Origin of the sequence: Pseudomonas sp. PAMC 26793, assembly GCF_000313235.1 — a bacterium.
Lineage (GTDB): Bacteria > Pseudomonadota > Gammaproteobacteria > Pseudomonadales > Pseudomonadaceae > Aquipseudomonas > Aquipseudomonas yamanorum.
In genome coordinates, this window is the sequence record NZ_AMXG01000038.1 from 390,202 (window position 1) to 408,398 (window position 18,197).

The following is an 18,197-nucleotide window of genomic DNA, read 5'->3' on the forward strand; positions in this document are numbered from 1 at the left end:
CTTGTGTGGGAGCGGGCTTGCTCGCGAAAGCGGTGGATCAGCGGGCAGATGCGGTGACTGACACACCGCATTCGCGAGCAAGCCCGCTCCCACATTTGACTGCCGCGACCTGGCGTCCGGTTACGGGTTGGCTTTTTTCTTCGGCACGATCTTGCGCAAGATCTGCCGCGCCTTACCCGTCAAACGCTTCAATTTCGACTCTTTCTCTGGCGCACTCAATCCTTGCTGGCGTAGCCAATCCTTCCAGCGGATCCGCTCGTCACGCACCACCCAGCCTTCCTGTTGGGCAAAGCTCTCTGCCAGATACAACCCTCGCGTACTCGCCGGATACAGCTGATCCTTCTTCAAAGTATACAGCTCTGCACATGGCTGTCCGTCTTTGAGCGGCATCAGGTACAGGTCCGGGCGTTGCCGGTCCAGGCGGGCCACCAGTTGGTCACCCTCCAGGCGCTCGTCCACATGAAACAGGCTCAGGGACTTTGCTTCCTTGGGCACTTCCAGGCGCAAGTCATAAATCAACTGCAGCGAAGCCGTCGGCAGGTGCACGTAAGCCCGTGGCCGTTCAATCAACTGCAGGGTGGCGCAGCGCACCGGGCGCGCGGCCCCGGACAGCGGTGAGAGGCGAAACGGCAACGCTTCGCGGTAGTGCAGGGCGGATGAGTAGGGGGCGGGCAGCCACGTGTCGTTGAAGCGCCCTCCCAGCCAGCCTTCCGGGGTTTCCAGCAGGCATTCCTCGGCGATTTCCTGGATGGCGGTGTGCAGTGGCAGGTTCAGTTCGTGGGCCGGCACATAACCGGAGATCAGCTTGAGCACAACGTCGCCACGGTCTTGCCGACGCTGGCGCACCAGCACCCAGTAATCACGGTTCTGCCAATGCAGCGTCAGGCGCACCGAGACACCAAGGTTGGCCAGCTCCAGCACGAAACGCTCAGTGTCTTTCACCTCCACCGGCTTGCGCCGTTGCAGGGTCTGGGCGAAGTTGAGCGGCATGCCGACGCTCTGGTAACTCAAGCCTTCGGGCGTGGCTTCGACATGCAGCGGCAGTGTTTTAAAGTTACTCGGGTTTTTTCTAATGAGCGTTCGCGCCATGTCGGCTCCTTCTTGCGTCGGGGTCGGCCGCGTCGGCGGCATCAGAGTTGGCGAATGACCTTGGCAGCGGTCGCTACGTTATGGGCGAGGTGCAGCGGATTAATGGTCCCGACAATAGCACTGGCGACGCCGGTTTGCGCAAACAACAACATGAAACTGGCGTAAATTGGATCCACTCCTGATTCCAGGCAGACATGGCCACTGGCTAGTGCCTTTTTCACCAGGATGCCTTTGCCGTGGGCGGCCGCATAATCAATGACGGCTTTTTCGGCCTGTTCGTTCAGATTGTAGGTGACCATGGCGCAATCGCCTTGTTCCAGAGACTTTACGCCGCCCTCGACGGTTTTGCCGGAGAAGCCGAAACCACGGATCTTGCCCTCACGCTTGAGGTCCGCCAGGGTCTGGTAAACCTCGCAGTCGTTGAGGATGTGCAGGTCGTTGCCGTCGGAGTGCACCAGCACCAGGTCGATAAAGTCCGTTTCAAGTCGTTTCAGACTGCGCTCCACTGAAAGCCGGGTATGGGCCGCGCTGAAATCGTGATGGGACACGCCCTCGGCGAACTCCTCACCCACCTTGCTGACGATCACCCATTCCTGGCGCTGGCCGCGCAACAGCGGGCCCAGGCGTTCTTCGCTGCGGCCATAAGCGGGCGCCGTGTCGATCAGGTTGATGCCCAATTGCCGGGCCTGGCGCAGCAGCATCCGCGCGGCATCGTCATCAGGAATCTGGAAACCGTTGGGGTATTTCACCCCTTGGTCACGGCCCAGCTTGACGGTGCCCAAACCCAGCGGCGAAACCAGCAGGCCGGTACTGCCCAACGGGCGATGAAGGTCATGCAGGGTCGGCAGGGTCATGGCAGCAGTTGCTCCCAGGCAGGTTGGGCGATGGCGGGCTTTGGCAGGTCGGGGAGCATTTGCGTGGCACTTGGCTTGATGCCGTCACGTTCCAGTGCGTTGATCACACGGTCAGCGAAGTCCGGCGCCAATGCCAGCTTGGTCGGCCAGCCCACCAGCAGGCGATCCTGTTCGGCGAGGAAGGCGTTGTCCGGGCGGGTCAGGCCAGACTGCAACGGTTCGGCGCGGTCCACGCGCAGGGTCGCCCATTGGGTTTGGCTCATGTCGATCCAGGGCAGCAACTGCGCCAACTCCTTTTGTGCGGTGGCGATCTGCTGTTCCGGGGTACGGGCCACACCTTCGGCCTCGGCGATATCACCGCCCAGGTACCACACCCAATTGCCATCGGCGGCGGGGTGCGTGGTCACGGTGATGCGTGGCTTGGTGCCGCCACCCAGGCAATGGGCATAGAGCGGCTTCAGGCCGGGGCCCTTGGCGATGATCATGTGCAGCGGCCGGCGTTGCATGGCGGGTTGGCTCAGGCCCAGGGCGCTGAGCAAATCCGCGGTGCCGCCACCGGCGCTGAGGACGATACGTTGGGCGCGGATCTCGCGGCCATCGACCTTCAGGCCTGCCAGGGTGCCGTCTTCCATTAACGGTTCGATCTTCTCCCCGGCGAGCAAGCCGTCACCGGCCAGTTGCGCCAGGCGCTCGATCAGGCTCGGGACGTCGATCACCAGTTCGGCCAGGCGGTAGACCTTGCCCTTGAAGCGGCGGTCTTGCAGGGCCGGTGGCAGGTCATCGCCCTTCACTTGATCCACGCGGCCGCGCACGGCCTTGCTGGCGAAGAAGCTGGTGAGGTTGCCGGCGATGGTGCCCGGCGACCACAAATAGTGGGCTTCGGACAATAGGCGCACACCGGAAAGATCCAGTTCACCGTTGCCTGCCAGGGCTTCGCGCCAGCGGCGGGGCATGTCGGCGATGGCTTCGGAGGCGCCGGTCAGGGCGCCATGCAGTGCGTATTTCGCACCGCCGTGGATGATCCCCTGGGACTTCACGCTTTGCCCGCCGCCGAGGGTGGCGCTTTCTACCAGTACCGTGGAAAAGCCCTGGCGGCGCAGGCGCGCATTGAGCCAGAGGCCGGCAACTCCGGCGCCGACAATCAGAACGTCGGTGGAAATAACGGATGGCATGCAGCGACCTCAGTGTTCAAGACAAGAGGCGCAGTATACAGGCACAGAGCGGTGGCGATTTGTCGGTGATCAGTGCCCGGCCGTTTTCGAGAACAACTGAATCACCACCACCCCAAGCACAATCAGGCCCATCCCCAGCATCGCCGGGATATCCAGCTTCTGCCCATAGATAAACAGTGCGGCGATGCTGACCATCACAATGCCCATCCCGGCCCACACCGCATACGCCACGCCCACCGGCACGGTGCGCACCACCAGCGTCAGCATCCAGAAGGCCACGCCGTAGCCGACGATCACCAGCAATAGCGGGATCGGCGTGCTGAACCCCTTGATCGCTTTCATGGAAACGGTAGCAATCACTTCCGAGCAAATGGCAATGGCCAGGTAATAGTAGGCGGCGTTCATGGGTAAATCCTCGGTACAGGGCTTCAACTGTAGGAGCGAGCCTGCTCGCGAAAATCGTCAACGATAACGCAGCGTTCTCAGGTTTTTCGCGAGCAAGCTCGCTCCTACAAAGGTCGGCATTCTAGAGACTTACCAGATGCGGTAAAGTCATTACCTATCTGAATTAAAGATGGGTTGAGCCATGAGCGTGCAGTGGAATCTTGAGCAAATGCGCTTGTTTGTCAGTGTCGCCGAGCAGCGTTCGTTTTCGGCGGCGGCGCGGGACCAGCGCAGGGCGCAGTCGGCGGTCAGCAGCGGAATTGCCCTGTTGGAGGCAGACCTGGGCGTGTGTCTGTTCGATCGCAGCAGTGGCCGTCAGCCCCGCCTGACCGAGGCCGGCACGGTTTTGCTCGAAGAGGCGCGAGAGGTCTTGCGCCAGTGCGAGCGCCTGAATGGCCGCGCCTTGTCGTTGATGCGTGGGGAGGAAGCCTGCCTGCGCCTGGCTCAGGATGAAGCCATGCTCTATCAGCCGGTGCTTAATAGCCTGGAAAGATTGGCGGGAAAATTCCCGAATCTGGAGGTGCAGCTTTCCAGCAGTGCCCAGGGCGATGTCGCGCGCAAGCTGGTGGAGCGCAAGGCGGACCTGGGGATGCTGTTCTATCACGACCAAATCCCCGAAGCCCTGGAGCGTCGGGTGGTGGGCAGCGTCGAAATGGTCACCGTGTGCGGCGTCGGGCATCCCATGGCCAAGGAAGCGTTCGTCGATTGCCAGCGGCTGGCGCAGTATCGCCAACTGTTGATGTCCACGCAGACCAGCGTTTACCCCGGCAGCGAGGCCGCGAGCCCGCAAGTATGGCGCGCCGACAGTTTCTACGTGTTGGCGGAATGGCTGGCCCGCGGCCTGGGTTGGGCGTGGTTGCCGCGGCATGTGGTGCAGTACCCGACCTACCAGAACCAGATGGTTGAACTGAACAGCGAGTGGACCCCGCCGGCGCTGGTGGTGGAACTGGTGTGGCGCCGCGATGAGCCCCTTGGCCCGGCCGCGCGTTTCTTCGCCGAGCGTTTTGCCGAGTGCTTGCAGGCGATCGACTGAAAAAGCCGATAAACTCCGCCGCCATGAATAGAACTCTCTACAGCTGTCTGTTTTACCTGGCGCTGCCGTTGGTGGCTTTACGTCTGTGGCTGCGCTCACGCAAGGCGCCGGCTTATGCCAAGCGCGTGGGTGAGCGCTTTTCCTATGGCTTGCCGGTGATGCAACCTGGCGGGATCTGGGTGCACGCGGTGTCAGTCGGCGAAAGCATCGCCGCCGCACCGATGATTCGCGGGCTGCTGGAGCGTTATCCACAGCTGCCGATCACCGTCACTTGCATGACGCCCACCGGTTCCGAGCGCATCCAGGCGTTGTTCGCCAACGAACCGCGCATCCAGCATTGCTACCTGCCGTACGATTTGCCCTGTGCAGCCAAGCGTTTTCTCGATCGCGTGCAGCCGAAACTGGCGGTGATCATGGAGACCGAGCTGTGGCCCAACCATATTCATCAATGCGCCAAGCGCGGGATCCCCGTGGCGTTGGCCAATGCGCGCTTGTCGGCCCGTTCGGCCAAGGGTTACGGACGTTTCGCCAAGCTGACGGCGCCGATGCTGGTGGAAATGAGCCTGTTCGCCGTCCAGACCGAAACCGAGGCCGAGCGTTTTCGCAGCCTGGGTGCACGGCCCGAGACCGTCGAGGTCACCGGCTCGATCAAGTTCGACCTGACCATCGACCCGCAACTGCTGGAGCGCGCTGCTGCGTTGCGTGAACAATGGCATGCCAGCGAACGCCCGGTATGGATCGCCGCCAGCACCCACGAAGGCGAAGATGAAGTGGTACTCGCCGCCCATCGCCAGTTGCTCGCCAGTTATCCCAATGCCTTGCTGATTCTGGTGCCGCGTCATCAAGAGCGTTTCAACCCGATGTTCGAGCTGTGTCAGCAGCAGGGTTTCGCTACGGTGCGTCGCTCCAGTGGCGAGGCGGTAACGGCGCAGACTTCCGTGTTGCTGGGCGACACCATGGGCGAGTTGCTGTTCCTGTATGCCTTGGCCGACAGCGCCTTTGTCGGCGGCAGCCTGGTCGCCACGGGTGGGCATAACCCACTGGAGCCGGCGGCCTTGGCCAAGCCGGTTATCTGCGGGCCCCACGTGTTCAACTTCCTGGAAATCAGCGCAATGATGCGCGACGCCGGGGCGTTGCAGGAAGTGGACGATGCCGAGGGGTTGGCGGTGGCGGTACAGCGCTTGTTCGAGCTGCCGCAGGACGCGCAGAAGATGGGGCAGGCGGGGCTGGCGGTGATGCGCGCCAATCAGGGGGCGTTGAAGCGTTTGCTGAATGGGTTGGGCAGACTGCTTAACCCCTGACAACATAAATCAAATGTGGGAGCAGGCAAGCCAACTCCCACATGGGTTATGTGTTGTCTTCAATAACCGGGGTTAGCTTTCAACTGCGCCGCAGCCGCCTTGGCCAGGTCCGGTGGCAGGAAGTCCTTGTCCGGGTTGTAGTCAGCCTTCAAATACCGCGCCAGATCCTGCAAGTCCCCCGGGTTCAATGTGCCCGCCGCCTGCTTCAACCGCAGGTTGTCGAGGATGTAGTCGTAGCGGCTGTTGTTGTAGTTGCGTACCGAGGTGTACAGCTGGCGCTGGGCGTCCAGCACATCGACGATGTTGCGCGTACCCACCTGGTAACCGATTTCTGTGGCTTCCACCGCGCTCTGGTTGGAGATGATCGACTGGCGGCGCGCCTGCACCTGCTCCACATCGGTGTTCACCGCGCGGTGCAGGTTGCGGGTGTTTTCCACCACCTGGCGACGCAGGCCTTCGCGCTGCTGCTCGGTCTGGCCCAGACGGGAATAGGACTCGCGCACCTGCGAGCTGGTAAGGCCGCCGCTGTACAGCGGAATCCTCAACTGCAGGCCCACGGTGCGTTGCGACACGTCACCGTGATAAGGCTGGCCAAAGGCGCTCGGGTTACTGAAGCCCAGGGCGTCATTGTCACCTTTTTCATATTGCGCCACGGCATCCAGGGTCGGCGCGTGGCCGGCCTTGCGTTGCTTGAGGGTTTCCTCGGCGGCGGTGACCGCGTAGTTGCTGGCCAGCAGGTTCAGGTTCTGGCGGCCGGCGGTTTCGACCCAGGCCTTGGCGTCGTTCGGCGACGGTGGCAGCACCGGCAGCGTGTGGACGATGCCCTGGATCGAGTTGTACTGGCGGTTGGTCAGGGTGATCAGCGCTTCGAAGGCGTCGTCCACCTGGCGCTGGGCCAGGATCCGGTTGGCGCGGGCGGTGTCGTAGCTGGCCTGGGATTGCAGCACGTCGGTCTTGTCCGACAGGCCCACGTCAAAGCGTTCATTGGACTGGTCCAGTTGGCGCTTGAATGCGGCTTCCTCGGCCTTGGTCGAGGCCAGGTTGTCCTGGGCACGCAGTACGGCAAAGTAGTTTTCGGCGCTTTGCAGGATCAGGTTCTGTTCGGTGGCCGAGAGTTGCAGTGCAGCCTGTTCATTGACTGCTTCGGCGGCTTGCAGCTGGAACCAGCGATCAGCGCGGAACAGTGGCTGGCTCAAGGTCGCACGCCAGGAATGGGCGTCGCGGTTGACCGTGGCGGCGGGTTGGTCCAGCTGGGTGCGCACATTATTGATGTCGGCACCGGCCGACAGGTTCGGCAGCAAGCCGGCGCGGGCCTGGGGCACCACTTCTTTCTGCGCGCCGTATTGGGCGCGGGCGGCGGCCAGGTCGGCGTTGTTGTCCACCGCTTCCTGGTAGACGCTGACCAGGTCGGTTTTGGTCGTCAGGGGCGCTTCAGCTGCCCAGACCAGTCCGTTGGTCGCACAAGACACGGCGAGAGCCAGTGAAAGTTTGCGCAGCATGAGGCGATCCCTAGAGTAAATATTACGGCGATAATTTGGAGCCCAAGGCTAAGGCGGCCCATTCCTGGCGTCAAGACCTTGAGCAGTCACCGAGTGTAGTGGCGCTATCACGGCACAACAATCCTGTAATTACGCCATTCATCACGATGAATGCACCGTCATTGGCAATTTGCCTGCTCCATGGTCTAGACTGGCCGCGTTCTTGTCGGGGTGCCTTGTTGGAAGGCTGAGATCGGTAAATACCGGATCCCGTTGAACCTGATCAGGTTAGCGCCTGCGTAGGGAACAAGATTTCTCGTCACCCGGCGAGTCCTCTTGTGCTTCGTCCGGGATGTTGTTCGACAATCGAACAGCCCGTGCGCCAAGCACAGCACTGTCACAGTGCGTCCATCCGTCACAGGTTCGCTCCGACAAAAATCCACCACCTGGATAGTTGGAGAGCCCGTGATGAGCATCGAATTAAAAAGCCAAAAATCAAAAAACACCGTGCACTTGAGCGAATCGGCCAAGGTCGACTCCGGTTCCGTGCAGCCGTTTACCCGCTCGCAAAAAATCTACGTCCAGGGCACCCGTCCGGATATCCGCGTGCCGATGCGTGAAGTCAGCCTTGATGTGACCCCCACCGACTTTGGCGGCGAAATCAACGCGCCCGTGGTGGTCTATGACACCTCAGGCCCCTACACCGACCCCAATGTGATCATCGACGTGCGCAAGGGCCTGGGCGATGTGCGTTCGCCGTGGATCGAATCCCGTGGCGACACCGAGCGCCTGTCGGGCTTGAGCTCGCACTTCGGCCAACAGCGCCTGAGCGATGCCGAGCTGACCGCGCTGCGCTTCGCCCACGTGAAGAACCCGCGCCGCGCCAAGGCCGGGGCTAACGTCACGCAAATGCACTACGCCCGCAAAGGCATCATCACCGCCGAGATGGAATACGTCGCCATCCGCGAAAACATGAAGCTGGAAGAAGCCCGTGCCGCCGGCCTGCTGGACCAGCAACACGCCGGCCACAGCTTCGGTGCCAGCGTACCGAAAATCATCACCCCGGAATTTGTGCGCGAAGAAATCGCCCGCGGCCGCGCGATCATCCCGGCCAACATCAACCACACCGAACTGGAACCGATGATCATCGGCCGTAACTTCCTGGTGAAGATCAACGGCAACATCGGCAACAGCGCCCTGGGGTCGTCCATCGAAGAAGAAGTGGCGAAACTGACGTGGGGCATTCGCTGGGGTTCGGACACGGTGATGGACCTGTCCACTGGCAAGCACATCCACGAAACCCGCGAGTGGATCATCCGTAACTCGCCGGTGCCGATCGGTACCGTGCCGATCTACCAGGCCCTGGAAAAAGTCGGCGGCGCCGCTGAAGACCTGACCTGGGAGCTGTTCCGCGACACCCTGATCGAACAGGCCGAGCAGGGCGTCGACTACTTCACCATCCACGCCGGCGTGTTGCTGCGCTATGTGCCGCTGACCGCCAAGCGCGTCACTGGCATCGTCTCCCGTGGCGGCTCGATCATGGCCAAGTGGTGCCTGGCGCACCACAAAGAGAACTTCACCTACACCCATTTCGACGAAATCTGCGAAATCATGAAGGCCTACGACGTCAGCTTCTCCCTGGGAGACGGCCTGCGCCCGGGGTCGATTGCCGACGCCAACGACGCCGCACAATTCGGCGAACTGGAAACCCTCGGCGAACTGACCAAGATCGCCTGGAAGCACGACGTGCAAACCATGATCGAAGGCCCGGGCCACGTGCCGATGCAGTTGATCAAGGAGAACATGGACAAGCAGCTGGAGTGCTGCGACGAGGCGCCGTTCTACACACTCGGCCCACTGACCACCGACATCGCGCCGGGTTATGACCACATCACCTCGGGTATCGGGGCGGCGATGATCGGCTGGTTCGGTTGCGCGATGCTCTGCTACGTCACGCCGAAGGAACACTTGGGCCTGCCGAACAAGGATGACGTAAAGACCGGGATCATCACCTACAAGATCGCAGCGCATGCGGCGGACTTGGCCAAGGGGCATCCGGGGGCGCAGATTCGTGACAACGCATTGAGTAAGGCGCGCTTCGAATTCCGCTGGGAAGACCAGTTCAACCTGGGCCTGGACCCGGACACCGCGCGTTCGTACCACGATGAAACCTTGCCGAAGGACTCGGCCAAGGTCGCGCATTTCTGCTCGATGTGCGGGCCGAAATTCTGCTCGATGAAAATCACCCAGGAAGTGCGTGAGTACGCGGCCAACCAGCGCATTGAAGCGGTGGACGTGGACGTGGCCAAGGGCCTGGCGGAGCAGGCGGAGCGGTTCAAGCAGGAAGGTAGTCAGCTGTACAAAAAGGTCTGAACCCGATGATCGTTCCCACGCTTCGCGTGGGAATGCATCCCGTGACGCTGCGCGTCACAAAAGCGGACGCAGAGCGTCCAAAGCGGCATTCCCACGCAGAGCGTGGGAACGATCATGTCCCTCTGAGATAACACCCTTGAGCATTCAACCCAGCACCTATTCCCCAGACATCGCGGTGCCCGCCGACAAACGCGTCTTCGGCGCCCGCGATCTCTTCTCCTTGTGGTTTTCCCTGGGCATCGGCCTGATGGTCCTGCAAACCGGCGCGCTGTTGGCGCCGGGCCTGGGCCTGTCCGGCTCGTTGCTGGCGATCTTCCTCGGCACCCTGGTCGGCGTCCTGCTGCTGGCCGCCGTGGGCGTGATCGGCAGCGACACCGGCCTGTCCTCCATGGCTGCCCTCAAACTCAGCCTCGGCACCAAGGGCGCAAGCCTGCCGGCGCTGCTGAACCTGCTGCAACTGATAGGCTGGGGCTCGTTCGAAATCATCGTGATGCGCGACGCCGCCAGCCTGTTGGGCGCCCGCGCGTTCAGCGAAGGCAGCCTGCTGACCAGTCCATTGTTCTGGACCCTGGTATTCGGCGCGCTTGCGACCTTGCTCGCCGTCAGCGGTCCGCTGACCTTTGTGCGGCAGATCTTGCGCAAATGGGGCATCTGGCTGCTGCTGGCCGCCTGCCTGTGGCTGACCTGGAACCTGTTCGCCAAGGCCGACCTGGCTGCACTCTGGGCTCAGGCCGGTGACGGTTCGATGCCGTTCGCCGTTGGCTTCGATATCGCGATTGCCATGCCGTTGTCCTGGCTGCCACTGATTGCCGACTACTCACGCTTCGGCAAACGCGCGAAAAACGTGTTCGGCGGCACGGCGCTGGGTTTCTTCATCGGTAACTTCTGGCTGATGAGCCTGGGCGTTGCCTACACCCTGGCGTTTGCGCCGAGCTGTGAAGTGAATGCGTTGCTGCTGGCATTGGCCGGGGCTGGCCTGGGGATTCCACTGCTGCTGATTCTGCTGGATGAATCAGAAAACGCCTTCGCCGATATTCACTCGGCGGCGGTGTCCAGCGGAATTCTGTTGCGTTTGAAGGTCGAGCACCTGGCGTTGGCCATTGGCGTTATCTGCACGCTGATCGCCTGCTTCGCGCCGTTGGCGCAGTACCAGAACTTCCTGCTGCTGATCGGCTCGGTGTTCGCACCGCTGTTTGGCGTGGTGCTGGTGGATCACTTCATCCTGCGTCGCCGTGGCCACGGGGTTGCCGGCAACCTGCGCTGGCCGGCACTGCTGGCGTGGCTTGGAGGGATCAGCACCTATCATCTGCTGGCGAATCTGTACCCTGATGTCGGCGCAACCCTGCCGGCGCTGGTGCTGGCAGGGCTGTTGCACTTCATTCTGGGCCGGGCCTTCAGTGGCGTGCGGGCACCAGCTCAGGCTTGATCACGCCGGTCAGGCGCGCATAGGGGATGGTCATTTCGATCAGCCCCAATGCGTACGGCGCGATGGTGGTCACGTTGTACTTGAGCACCACGCCATTGTTGGTCAACGCCACATTCGGGGTTTTCTGGAACGGCCAGTTCTTCACGAAGTCCGGGTCACGGTCCATCTGCGAGTTGATCAGCCAGTTGTTGTGGGCGACTTTCGCGGTCTTCCAGAACGCCTCTTCCTGGCCCGGCAGCAACATGTCAGTCAGGCTCAGCTCTTTGTGCAGCAGGCGCGAATAGTTGATGAAACCGCGGCCCGGCTCGCCGTGGGCGGTGCCGGTGTCCAGGTAGCTGGACACTTCGATGATCACCAGTCCGTCATGCTGCTCACGTACCTTGGCCTGCAAGTACATGCTGTTGCGGTCAGGGGACTCACGCAAGAACTTGTCGCGGTAGGCGTTCAGGGTGGCGGGCATGGCCTGGCCAGGCGAAGTGCGGGCCATCTGCAGCAGGCGCTGTTCGATGATCTGGTCCAACTGCGGCTCGGACGGGAAGTGCACGGTGTCGATGTTTACCAGCGGGCAATCCGGGCTGCTGCAGCCGGGTTTGATCTGCTCGGAGGCGTCGGCGGTGGTGTCCAGCGGCTTGAGATAGCTCGGTTGGAACAGGCTCTGGCAAGCACCCAGGGTCAAGGCGATACAGGCCACGGAGGCGATTTTTAAAAGCGACATGTGTGTCCTTCATAAATCGAGGAAAGGTGAAAATGTGGAGCTTCGACTCCCGACAAGGCAGTCAGTTCGCCACTAAGCTGATTAGAGTGAGTTTGACGCCCGCCGTCTATCCCGGCAACCGGAAAGGGGCTGCATCAAGGGGCTCGAGCGCGTTAGGATGGCGCGATGTCGAGGCCGCCTCGATACCGCAAGGCAATAAACGAGGGTTGATATGACGGACACAGCGAAATCGACGCCGAGCAAGGTCGAGATTGTTCAGCGCGACAATGCCTACAAGGGCTTCTACAAACTGGATCGGCTGAAGCTGCGGCACGAGAAGTTTGATGGCGGCATGAGCCGTGAGCTCAATCGCGAAGTCTTTGTTCGTCATGACGCCGTGTGTGTGCTGCCCTACGACCCGCAGCGCGATGAAGTGGTGCTGGTTGAGCAGTTTCGCGTAGGCGCCATGGGCCGTACCGACAACCCGTGGCTGATCGAAATGGTTGCCGGCCTGATCGATAAAGATGAGCAACCGGAGGAGGTTGCACACCGCGAAGCCGAAGAGGAAGCTGGCCTTACATTCTCCGCACTCTGGCCGATCACGAAGTACTTTCCGTCGCCGGGTGGCAGCACTGAATTTGTCCACTTGTTCCTGGGCCGTTGCGAAAGCGCCGGGGCCGGTGGCGTCCATGGACTGGAAGAGGAAGCTGAAGATATCCGCGTCACCGTCTGGGCCTTTGAAGACGCCCTGCAGGCGGTACGTGACGGTAAAATTTCCAACGCAGCGAGCATTATTGCCCTGCAATGGCTTGCGCTTAATCGCGCGGAAGTGAGGGGGTTATGGCAGTAAAGGCACGGGAGCGATATCGGGTTGACCTGATCGGGCTGCAAGCAGCCTGCGAGGCCAACTATGCACGGCTCATGCGGCTGCTGCCGGACATGCGCCACACCCCCGAGGCGCGGCGCATTGCCGTGACCCACGGCGACCAGATGCTCGGCGTGCTGACCCTGGAAGTGATCGTGAACTGCCCGTACACCACCACCCTGCGGGTGCGCCAGGAGCACAGCCTGCCGTGGCTGCCGGTGCCGCAGCTGGAAGTGCAGGTGTACCACGACGCGCGCATGGCCGAAGTGATCAGCGCCGAACATGCACGACGCTTTCGCAGCATCTATCCTTACCCCAATGTGTTCATGCACCAGCCCGATGAGAAAGCACAGCTCAATGTGTTCCTCGGCGAATGGTTGAGCCACTGCCTGGCCCTGGGCCACGAGTTCGAAGTCGTTCGATAGATGTGAACTGCGTCCGCTTCACGGGTTTCCTCTTTGTGTCCTGCCCCAGCATAATCGCCTCAAATGTCCATTCCTGTGATCACGCCCTGGGAGAACGCCTTGCCGAGCGTATCCGCCTTGAACCCTGACGCTTCGGCGTTGCTGGTGCAGTTGTCCGACAGCCACCTGTTTGCCGAGGCGGACGGCGGGCTGCTGGGCATGAAAACCCGCGAGAGCCTGCAACGGGTGATCGAGTTGGTGCTGGCGCAGCAGCCGCAGATTGAGCTGGTGCTGGCCACCGGGGATTTGTCCCAGGACGGCACGCTGGAGTCCTACCAGGCGTTTCGTCAGATGACCCGGCAGATTGAAGCGCCGGCGCGGTGGATTCCTGGGAATCACGATGAGCCGCAGGTGATGCTGCAAGCGGCGATCAACAGTGCCTTGCTGGAGCCGGTGGTGGATGTGGGCAACTGGCGCATCACCCTGCTGGACTCGGCGGTGCCCGGCTCGGTGCCGGGGTATTTGCAGGACCAGCAACTGCAGCTGTTGGCGCAATCGTTGAGTGAGGCGCCGACTCGGCATCATCTGGTGTGTTTTCACCATCATCCGGTGTCGATTGGGTGTGATTGGATGGAGCCCATCGGTTTGCGTAATCCTGAGGCGTTGTTTGCGGTACTGGACCGGTTCCCGCAGGTGCGGGCGGTGCTTTGGGGGCATGTGCATCAGGAAATCGACCGCGAACGCAACGGCGTGCGTCTGCTGGCGTCGCCGTCCACCTGCATCCAGTTCGCCCCCGGCAGCGAGGACTTCAAGGTGAGCGAGGAAGCGCCCGGTTATCGCTGGCTGCGCCTGCATGCCGACGGACGGTTGGAAACCGGCGTGGAACGGGTGCAGGGCTTTGCGTTCCAGGTGGATTACGGTAGCAACGGCTACTGAGATTTCCCTGTAAACTGCGCCTCTTTGGCTGACCCACAGAGGACCCGGAATGTCCGCATCGATCTTGTATATCCACGGCTTCAACAGCGCACCCGCCTCCAACAAGGCCAGCCAGTTGATCACCGTGATGGACAGCCTCGGTCTGGCCGACCAGTTGCGCGTGCCGGCCCTGCATCATCACCCCCGCCAGGCGATCTCCCAGTTGGAGGCGGCTATCCGTGACCTCGGAAGGCCACTGCTGGTCGGCAGCTCCCTCGGGGGCTACTATGCAACCCATCTTGCCGAGCGCCATGGCCTCAACGCCTTGCTGGTCAACCCGGCAGTCAGCCCTCATCGGATGTTCGACGGTTACCTGGGCACCCAGAAGAACCTCTACACCGACGAGACCTGGGAATTGACCCACGACCACGTTGCGGCCCTGGCCGAGCTGGAAGTGCCGGCGCCCCAGGACGCCCAGCGTTATCAGGTATGGTTGCAGACCGGCGATGAAACACTGGATTATCGGCTCGCCCAGCAGTATTACCGGGCCTGTGCCTTGCGCATCCAGGCCGGTGGCGACCATGGTTACCAGGGCTTCGCCCAACAGTTACCGGCGCTGTTGAGTTTTGCCGGCATTGGCGCAGATCAGTACCAATCCTTCGATTTCACCGCATTGTGAAACCGCAGGTTACTTTTTAATCGAACGACTCACGACGAGACCCCATGGCCACTCCCAGCGCTAGCTCTTATAACGCCGACGCCATCGAAGTCCTCTCGGGCCTCGACCCGGTGCGCAAACGCCCCGGCATGTACACCGACACCAGTCGGCCGAACCACCTTGCCCAGGAAGTCATCGACAACAGTGTCGACGAAGCCTTGGCCGGGCACGCCAAGTCGGTACAAGTCATCCTTCACGCCGACCATTCCCTGGAAGTGTCCGACGACGGTCGCGGCATGCCGGTGGACATTCACCCGGAAGAGGGTGTATCGGGCGTCGAGCTGATCCTCACCAAGCTGCACGCCGGCGGCAAGTTCTCCAACAAGAACTACCAGTTCTCCGGTGGCTTGCACGGTGTGGGTATTTCCGTGGTCAACGCCCTGTCGAACCATGTGCGGGTCAAGGTCAAGCGCGACGGCAACGAGTACCAGATGACCTTCGCCGATGGCTACAAAGCCACCGACCTGGAAGTGATCGGCACCGTCGGCAAGCGCAACACCGGCACCAGCGTGTACTTCGCGCCGGACCCGAAATACTTCGATTCACCCAAATTCTCCATCAGCCGCCTCAAGCACGTGCTCAAGGCCAAGGCTGTCCTGTGCCCGGGCCTGCTGGTCAGCTTTGAAGACAAGGGCACCGGCGAAAAGGTCGAATGGCATTACGAAGACGGTCTGCGCTCCTACCTGGAAGACTCCGTCAGCGAATTCGAACGCCTGCCCAACGAGCCGTTCTGCGGCAGCCTCGCCGGTAATAAAGAAGCGGTGGACTGGGCCTTACTCTGGCTGCCTGAAGGTGGCGACAGCGTTCAGGAAAGCTACGTCAACCTGATCCCCACCGCCCAGGGCGGTACCCACGTCAACGGTTTGCGCCAGGGCTTGCTGGATGCCATGCGCGAATTCTGCGAGTACCGCAGCCTGCTGCCCCGCGGCGTGAAGCTGGCGCCGGAAGACGTCTGGGAGCGAATCGCGTTCGTCCTGTCGATGAAGATGCAGGAGCCGCAATTCTCCGGCCAGACCAAGGAACGCCTGTCGTCCCGTGAGGCTGCGGCGTTTGTCTCCGGTGTGGTCAAGGACGCTTTCAGCCTGTGGCTCAACGAACACCCTGAATTGGGCCTGGCCCTGGCAGAGCTGGCGATCAACAACGCTGGCCGCCGCTTGAAGGCCAGCAAGAAAGTCGAGCGCAAGCGCATCACCCAGGGCCCGGCACTGCCGGGCAAGCTGGCGGACTGCGCCGGGCAAGACCCGATGCGTTCCGAACTGTTCCTGGTGGAAGGTGATTCCGCCGGTGGCTCCGCCAAGCAAGCGCGGGACAAGGAATTCCAGGCGATCCTGCCCCTGCGCGGCAAGATCCTCAACACCTGGGAAGTCGACGGCAGCGAAGTCCTGGCCAGCCAGGAAGTGCACAACATCGCCGTGGCCATCGGTGTCGACCCGGGCGCGGCGGACATGAGCCAGCTGCGCTACGGCAAGATCTGCATCCTCGCCGACGCCGACTCCGACGGCTTGCACATTGCGACCTTGCTCTGCGCGCTGTTCGTCCAGCACTTCCGCCCGTTGGTGGATGCCGGTCACGTCTACGTCGCCATGCCGCCGCTGTACCGCATCGACTTGGGCAAGGAGATTTTCTACGCCCTGGACGAAGCCGAGCGTGATGGCATCCTCGATCGCCTGGTGGCCGAGAAGAAACGCGGCAAGCCTCAGGTCACCCGATTCAAAGGCCTGGGTGAGATGAACCCGCCGCAATTGCGGGAAACCACCATGGACCCGAACACCCGGCGCCTGGTGCAATTGACCCTGGAAGATTTCGCCGCTACCTCGGAAATGATGGATATGTTGCTGGCGAAGAAACGCGCGCCGGATCGCAAGAACTGGCTGGAGTCCAAGGGCAACCTGGCCGAGGTTCTGGGCTGATGCGCAGCGGTTTCGCCCTGGCGATACTGTTGTTGAGCGGGTTGGCGGCCACCTCGGTGGCCGCAGCGCCTGCGGCTGAGCTGAAGCTGTTGTCGGAACACCCGGTGGAAGGCATGCGCGGCGGTAACCTGTCGGGCCTGGCTGTGTGCGGTAAGGCGTTGTGGACGGTATCCGACCGCGACGACGACCAGATCTACCGGCTCGATATCAGTGCCGATACCTGGCAGGCCGAAACGGTGAAGATCAATGTGCCGCCGGTGCCGGAATCCGGCTTGCCCTTTGGCTTGCGCTCACGCACCAAGGCGGCGTCGTTGATTCGCGGTGGCGACCTGGATTTTGAAGGCATCAGCTGCGATGCGGCGGGCAACCGTTACATCGTCAGCGAAGCCCACGCGGCGGTGCTGCAAGTGCCGGTGACCGGTGAGCCAGAGTGGCTGAAGATCGCCCCGGGCATGGTGCGAGAGGCTCGGGCCAGTGGCATGTTGCTGCACTTCAATGCGTTGTTCGAAGGCTTGGCGGTGAATCCTGAAGGCAATCAAATCTGGCTTGCGGCCGAACGTGAGCGGCGCGGGCTGATTTCCATCAAGCGCCCGCAAACCCTCTGGGATTGCGACGGCCCTTGTGTATTGCTGAGTGAGGCCGGCCAGGAAATGCAGCCGGCTCAATTCCCGGGGGCCAAGGCGGTGTCGAAGGACTTTGCCGACCTGGCACTGTTCAATGGCAAGCTGTTTACCCTGGAACGCAATGCGTTTCAGGTGTGTCGCCGGGACGCGGTCACGGCCAAGGTGGAGTTGTGCTGGTCGTTTGCCGATGAAGCGCTGACGCCGAATCGGCGTTACGCCCAGGCGTACGGCTTGGCTGAAGCCCTGGTGGTAGACGCAGACGGTGCCTGGATCGGCATCGACAATAATTTCAAGCCGCGCGCCGATGGTGAAAAACGGCCGATGGTCTATCGTTTCGCCGCCCCTGCGGGTGGCTGGAGCGCCAAGCCATGAGCGCCCAGCCACCCGGCAAGCGCGCCGGACGGGTGTTGATGTTCGTGGCCTGGGGCGCCGGCCTGTTTTTGGCCACACGATTTTTTGGGCAGTGGGAGGCGCGTCAGCAAAATCCCAATGCCGTAGTCACCTCGGAGCAACACGAGGGTTACATCGAAGTAAAACTGCTGGGCAACGGCCAAGGGCATTTCGTCGCCACTGGCCAGATCAACGGTCAGCCGGTGGAATTCATGCTCGACACCGGGGCGACCGACGTGGCGGTTCCGGCTGAATTGGCCGACCGTCTCGGGCTTAAACGCGGCATGCCGGTTGGCGTGAGTACTGCCAACGGGCGAACCCAAGGCTTCCGGACCGAGCTGGGCCGCCTGCAACTGGGCGATATCGTCCTTCAGGACGTGCGCGCCATAGTGGTACCGGGATTGGGCGACGAACAGGTATTGCTGGGCATGAGTGCTTTGAAACAACTTGAATTTACCCAGCGCAGTGGCACCTTGCTGCTGCGCCAGACCAAACAATGATGAGGCCC

At 61.8% G+C, this 18,197-nt stretch carries 17 protein-coding genes and 1 riboswitch; of the genes, 11 read left to right on the forward strand and 6 right to left on the reverse strand.

Annotation, left to right across the window (positions count from 1 at the left end):
* Positions 1–120: 120 nt before the first annotated feature.
* The 4 genes from D109_RS0119230 to D109_RS0119245 all read right to left on the reverse strand — a co-directional run bounded on the left by D109_RS0119230 (position 121) and on the right by D109_RS0119245 (position 3,520).
* A complete protein-coding gene (locus D109_RS0119230) occupies positions 121–1,089 on the reverse strand; it encodes a hypothetical protein (RefSeq protein ID WP_017478313.1) in 969 nt (322 codons plus the stop codon).
* A gap of 41 nt (positions 1,090–1,130) precedes the next feature.
* Positions 1,131–1,943, reverse strand: coding sequence for an aldo/keto reductase (locus tag D109_RS0119235; RefSeq protein WP_017478314.1), 813 nt, complete (start codon positions 1,941–1,943; stop codon positions 1,131–1,133).
* Positions 1,940–3,115 carry an FAD-binding oxidoreductase gene (locus D109_RS0119240; protein WP_017478315.1) on the reverse strand — a complete coding sequence of 392 codons (1,176 nt, stop codon included), beginning with the start codon at positions 3,113–3,115 and terminating at the stop codon, positions 1,940–1,942. The genes D109_RS0119235 and D109_RS0119240 overlap by 4 nt, the downstream gene beginning before the upstream one ends.
* Before the next feature lie 69 nt (positions 3,116–3,184).
* Entirely contained in the window at positions 3,185–3,520 is a 336-nt protein-coding gene (locus tag D109_RS0119245) for a multidrug efflux SMR transporter (RefSeq protein WP_003209492.1), read from the reverse strand.
* Between the two features lie 181 nt (positions 3,521–3,701).
* Here D109_RS0119245 and D109_RS0119250 point away from each other — a divergent pair, with 181 nt between their 5' ends.
* Both D109_RS0119250 and waaA read left to right on the forward strand, forming a co-directional pair.
* A complete protein-coding gene (locus D109_RS0119250; RefSeq protein ID WP_017478316.1) occupies positions 3,702–4,592 on the forward strand; it encodes a LysR family transcriptional regulator in 891 nt (296 codons plus the stop codon).
* A gap of 23 nt (positions 4,593–4,615) precedes the next feature.
* Positions 4,616–5,893 carry a lipid IV(A) 3-deoxy-D-manno-octulosonic acid transferase gene (waaA, locus tag D109_RS0119255; RefSeq protein ID WP_017478317.1) on the forward strand — a complete coding sequence of 426 codons (1,278 nt, stop codon included), beginning with the start codon at positions 4,616–4,618 and terminating at the stop codon, positions 5,891–5,893.
* 59 nt (positions 5,894–5,952) lie between these two features.
* Here waaA and D109_RS0119260 read toward each other — a convergent pair whose 3' ends face one another.
* Complete coding sequence (locus tag D109_RS0119260) at positions 5,953–7,392, reverse strand: TolC family outer membrane protein (protein ID WP_017478318.1); 1,440 nt, start codon at positions 7,390–7,392, stop codon at positions 5,953–5,955.
* A 196-nt stretch (positions 7,393–7,588) separates the two neighbouring features.
* Positions 7,589–7,694, forward strand: a riboswitch (TPP riboswitch).
* Positions 7,695–7,839: 145 nt separating this feature from the next.
* Here D109_RS0119260 and thiC point away from each other — a divergent pair.
* Together thiC and cytX are read left to right on the forward strand one after the other, a co-directional pair.
* Complete coding sequence (gene thiC, locus D109_RS0119265; protein WP_008439122.1) at positions 7,840–9,744, forward strand: phosphomethylpyrimidine synthase ThiC; 1,905 nt, start codon at positions 7,840–7,842, stop codon at positions 9,742–9,744.
* Positions 9,745–9,880: 136 nt separating this feature from the next.
* Entirely contained in the window at positions 9,881–11,170 is a 1,290-nt protein-coding gene (gene cytX / locus D109_RS0119270; protein ID WP_017478319.1) for a putative hydroxymethylpyrimidine transporter CytX, read from the forward strand.
* On the opposite strand, the gene D109_RS0119275 is transcribed toward cytX, so the two are convergent.
* Positions 11,139–11,885, reverse strand: a complete 747-nt coding sequence (locus D109_RS0119275) for an RsiV family protein (RefSeq protein WP_017478320.1) — start codon at positions 11,883–11,885, stop codon at positions 11,139–11,141. The two genes, cytX and D109_RS0119275, sit on opposite strands and share 32 nt — an antisense overlap.
* A 211-nt stretch (positions 11,886–12,096) precedes the next feature.
* Here D109_RS0119275 and D109_RS0119280 point away from each other — a divergent pair, with 211 nt between their 5' ends.
* The 7 genes from D109_RS0119280 (at position 12,097) to D109_RS0119310 (ending at position 18,189) form a co-directional block, all read left to right on the forward strand.
* Complete coding sequence (locus D109_RS0119280; protein WP_017478321.1) at positions 12,097–12,714, forward strand: NUDIX domain-containing protein; 618 nt, start codon at positions 12,097–12,099, stop codon at positions 12,712–12,714.
* Positions 12,705–13,154, forward strand: coding sequence for a DUF1249 domain-containing protein (locus tag D109_RS0119285; protein WP_003209507.1), 450 nt, complete (start codon positions 12,705–12,707; stop codon positions 13,152–13,154). The genes D109_RS0119280 and D109_RS0119285 overlap by 10 nt, the downstream gene beginning before the upstream one ends.
* Positions 13,155–13,253: 99 nt before the next feature.
* Positions 13,254–14,069: a 3',5'-cyclic-AMP phosphodiesterase gene (gene cpdA / locus D109_RS0119290; protein ID WP_026078081.1), complete on the forward strand. Its 816-nt coding sequence runs from the start codon at positions 13,254–13,256 to the stop codon at positions 14,067–14,069.
* A 49-nt stretch (positions 14,070–14,118) separates the two neighbouring features.
* On the forward strand, positions 14,119–14,727 hold the full coding sequence (locus D109_RS0119295) for a YqiA/YcfP family alpha/beta fold hydrolase (RefSeq protein ID WP_017478323.1): 609 nt from the start codon (positions 14,119–14,121) through the stop codon (positions 14,725–14,727).
* 44 nt (positions 14,728–14,771) lie between these two features.
* On the forward strand, positions 14,772–16,676 hold the full coding sequence (gene parE / locus D109_RS0119300; RefSeq protein WP_003209518.1) for a DNA topoisomerase IV subunit B: 1,905 nt from the start codon (positions 14,772–14,774) through the stop codon (positions 16,674–16,676).
* A complete protein-coding gene (locus D109_RS0119305; RefSeq protein ID WP_017478324.1) occupies positions 16,676–17,671 on the forward strand; it encodes an esterase-like activity of phytase family protein in 996 nt (331 codons plus the stop codon). Before parE ends, D109_RS0119305 begins: the two co-directional genes overlap by 1 nt.
* Positions 17,668–18,189, forward strand: coding sequence for a TIGR02281 family clan AA aspartic protease (locus tag D109_RS0119310; RefSeq protein WP_017478325.1), 522 nt, complete (start codon positions 17,668–17,670; stop codon positions 18,187–18,189). The genes D109_RS0119305 and D109_RS0119310 overlap by 4 nt, the downstream gene beginning before the upstream one ends.
* The last annotated feature ends 8 nt before the right edge of the window (positions 18,190–18,197 follow it).

What these genes read in the sequence shown, in the direction of transcription:
- D109_RS0119230 (WP_017478313.1), bottom strand. Translation starts at nt 1,089, where the DNA reads ATGGCGCGAACGCTCATTAGAAAAAACCCGAGTAACTTTAAAACACTG.
- D109_RS0119235 (WP_017478314.1), bottom strand. Translation starts at nt 1,943, where the DNA reads ATGACCCTGCCGACCCTGCATGACCTTCATCGCCCGTTGGGCAGTACC.
- D109_RS0119240 (WP_017478315.1), bottom strand. Translation starts at nt 3,115, where the DNA reads ATGCCATCCGTTATTTCCACCGACGTTCTGATTGTCGGCGCCGGAGTT.
- D109_RS0119245 (WP_003209492.1), bottom strand. Translation starts at nt 3,520, where the DNA reads ATGAACGCCGCCTACTATTACCTGGCCATTGCCATTTGCTCGGAAGTG.
- D109_RS0119250 (WP_017478316.1), top strand. Translation starts at nt 3,702, where the DNA reads ATGAGCGTGCAGTGGAATCTTGAGCAAATGCGCTTGTTTGTCAGTGTC.
- waaA (WP_017478317.1), top strand. Translation starts at nt 4,616, where the DNA reads ATGAATAGAACTCTCTACAGCTGTCTGTTTTACCTGGCGCTGCCGTTG.
- D109_RS0119260 (WP_017478318.1), bottom strand. Translation starts at nt 7,392, where the DNA reads ATGCTGCGCAAACTTTCACTGGCTCTCGCCGTGTCTTGTGCGACCAAC.
- thiC (WP_008439122.1), top strand. Translation starts at nt 7,840, where the DNA reads ATGAGCATCGAATTAAAAAGCCAAAAATCAAAAAACACCGTGCACTTG.
- D109_RS0119275 (WP_017478320.1), bottom strand. Translation starts at nt 11,885, where the DNA reads ATGTCGCTTTTAAAAATCGCCTCCGTGGCCTGTATCGCCTTGACCCTG.
- D109_RS0119280 (WP_017478321.1), top strand. Translation starts at nt 12,097, where the DNA reads ATGACGGACACAGCGAAATCGACGCCGAGCAAGGTCGAGATTGTTCAG.
- D109_RS0119285 (WP_003209507.1), top strand. Translation starts at nt 12,705, where the DNA reads ATGGCAGTAAAGGCACGGGAGCGATATCGGGTTGACCTGATCGGGCTG.
- D109_RS0119295 (WP_017478323.1), top strand. Translation starts at nt 14,119, where the DNA reads ATGTCCGCATCGATCTTGTATATCCACGGCTTCAACAGCGCACCCGCC.
- parE (WP_003209518.1), top strand. Translation starts at nt 14,772, where the DNA reads ATGGCCACTCCCAGCGCTAGCTCTTATAACGCCGACGCCATCGAAGTC.
- D109_RS0119305 (WP_017478324.1), top strand. Translation starts at nt 16,676, where the DNA reads ATGCGCAGCGGTTTCGCCCTGGCGATACTGTTGTTGAGCGGGTTGGCG.
- D109_RS0119310 (WP_017478325.1), top strand. Translation starts at nt 17,668, where the DNA reads ATGAGCGCCCAGCCACCCGGCAAGCGCGCCGGACGGGTGTTGATGTTC.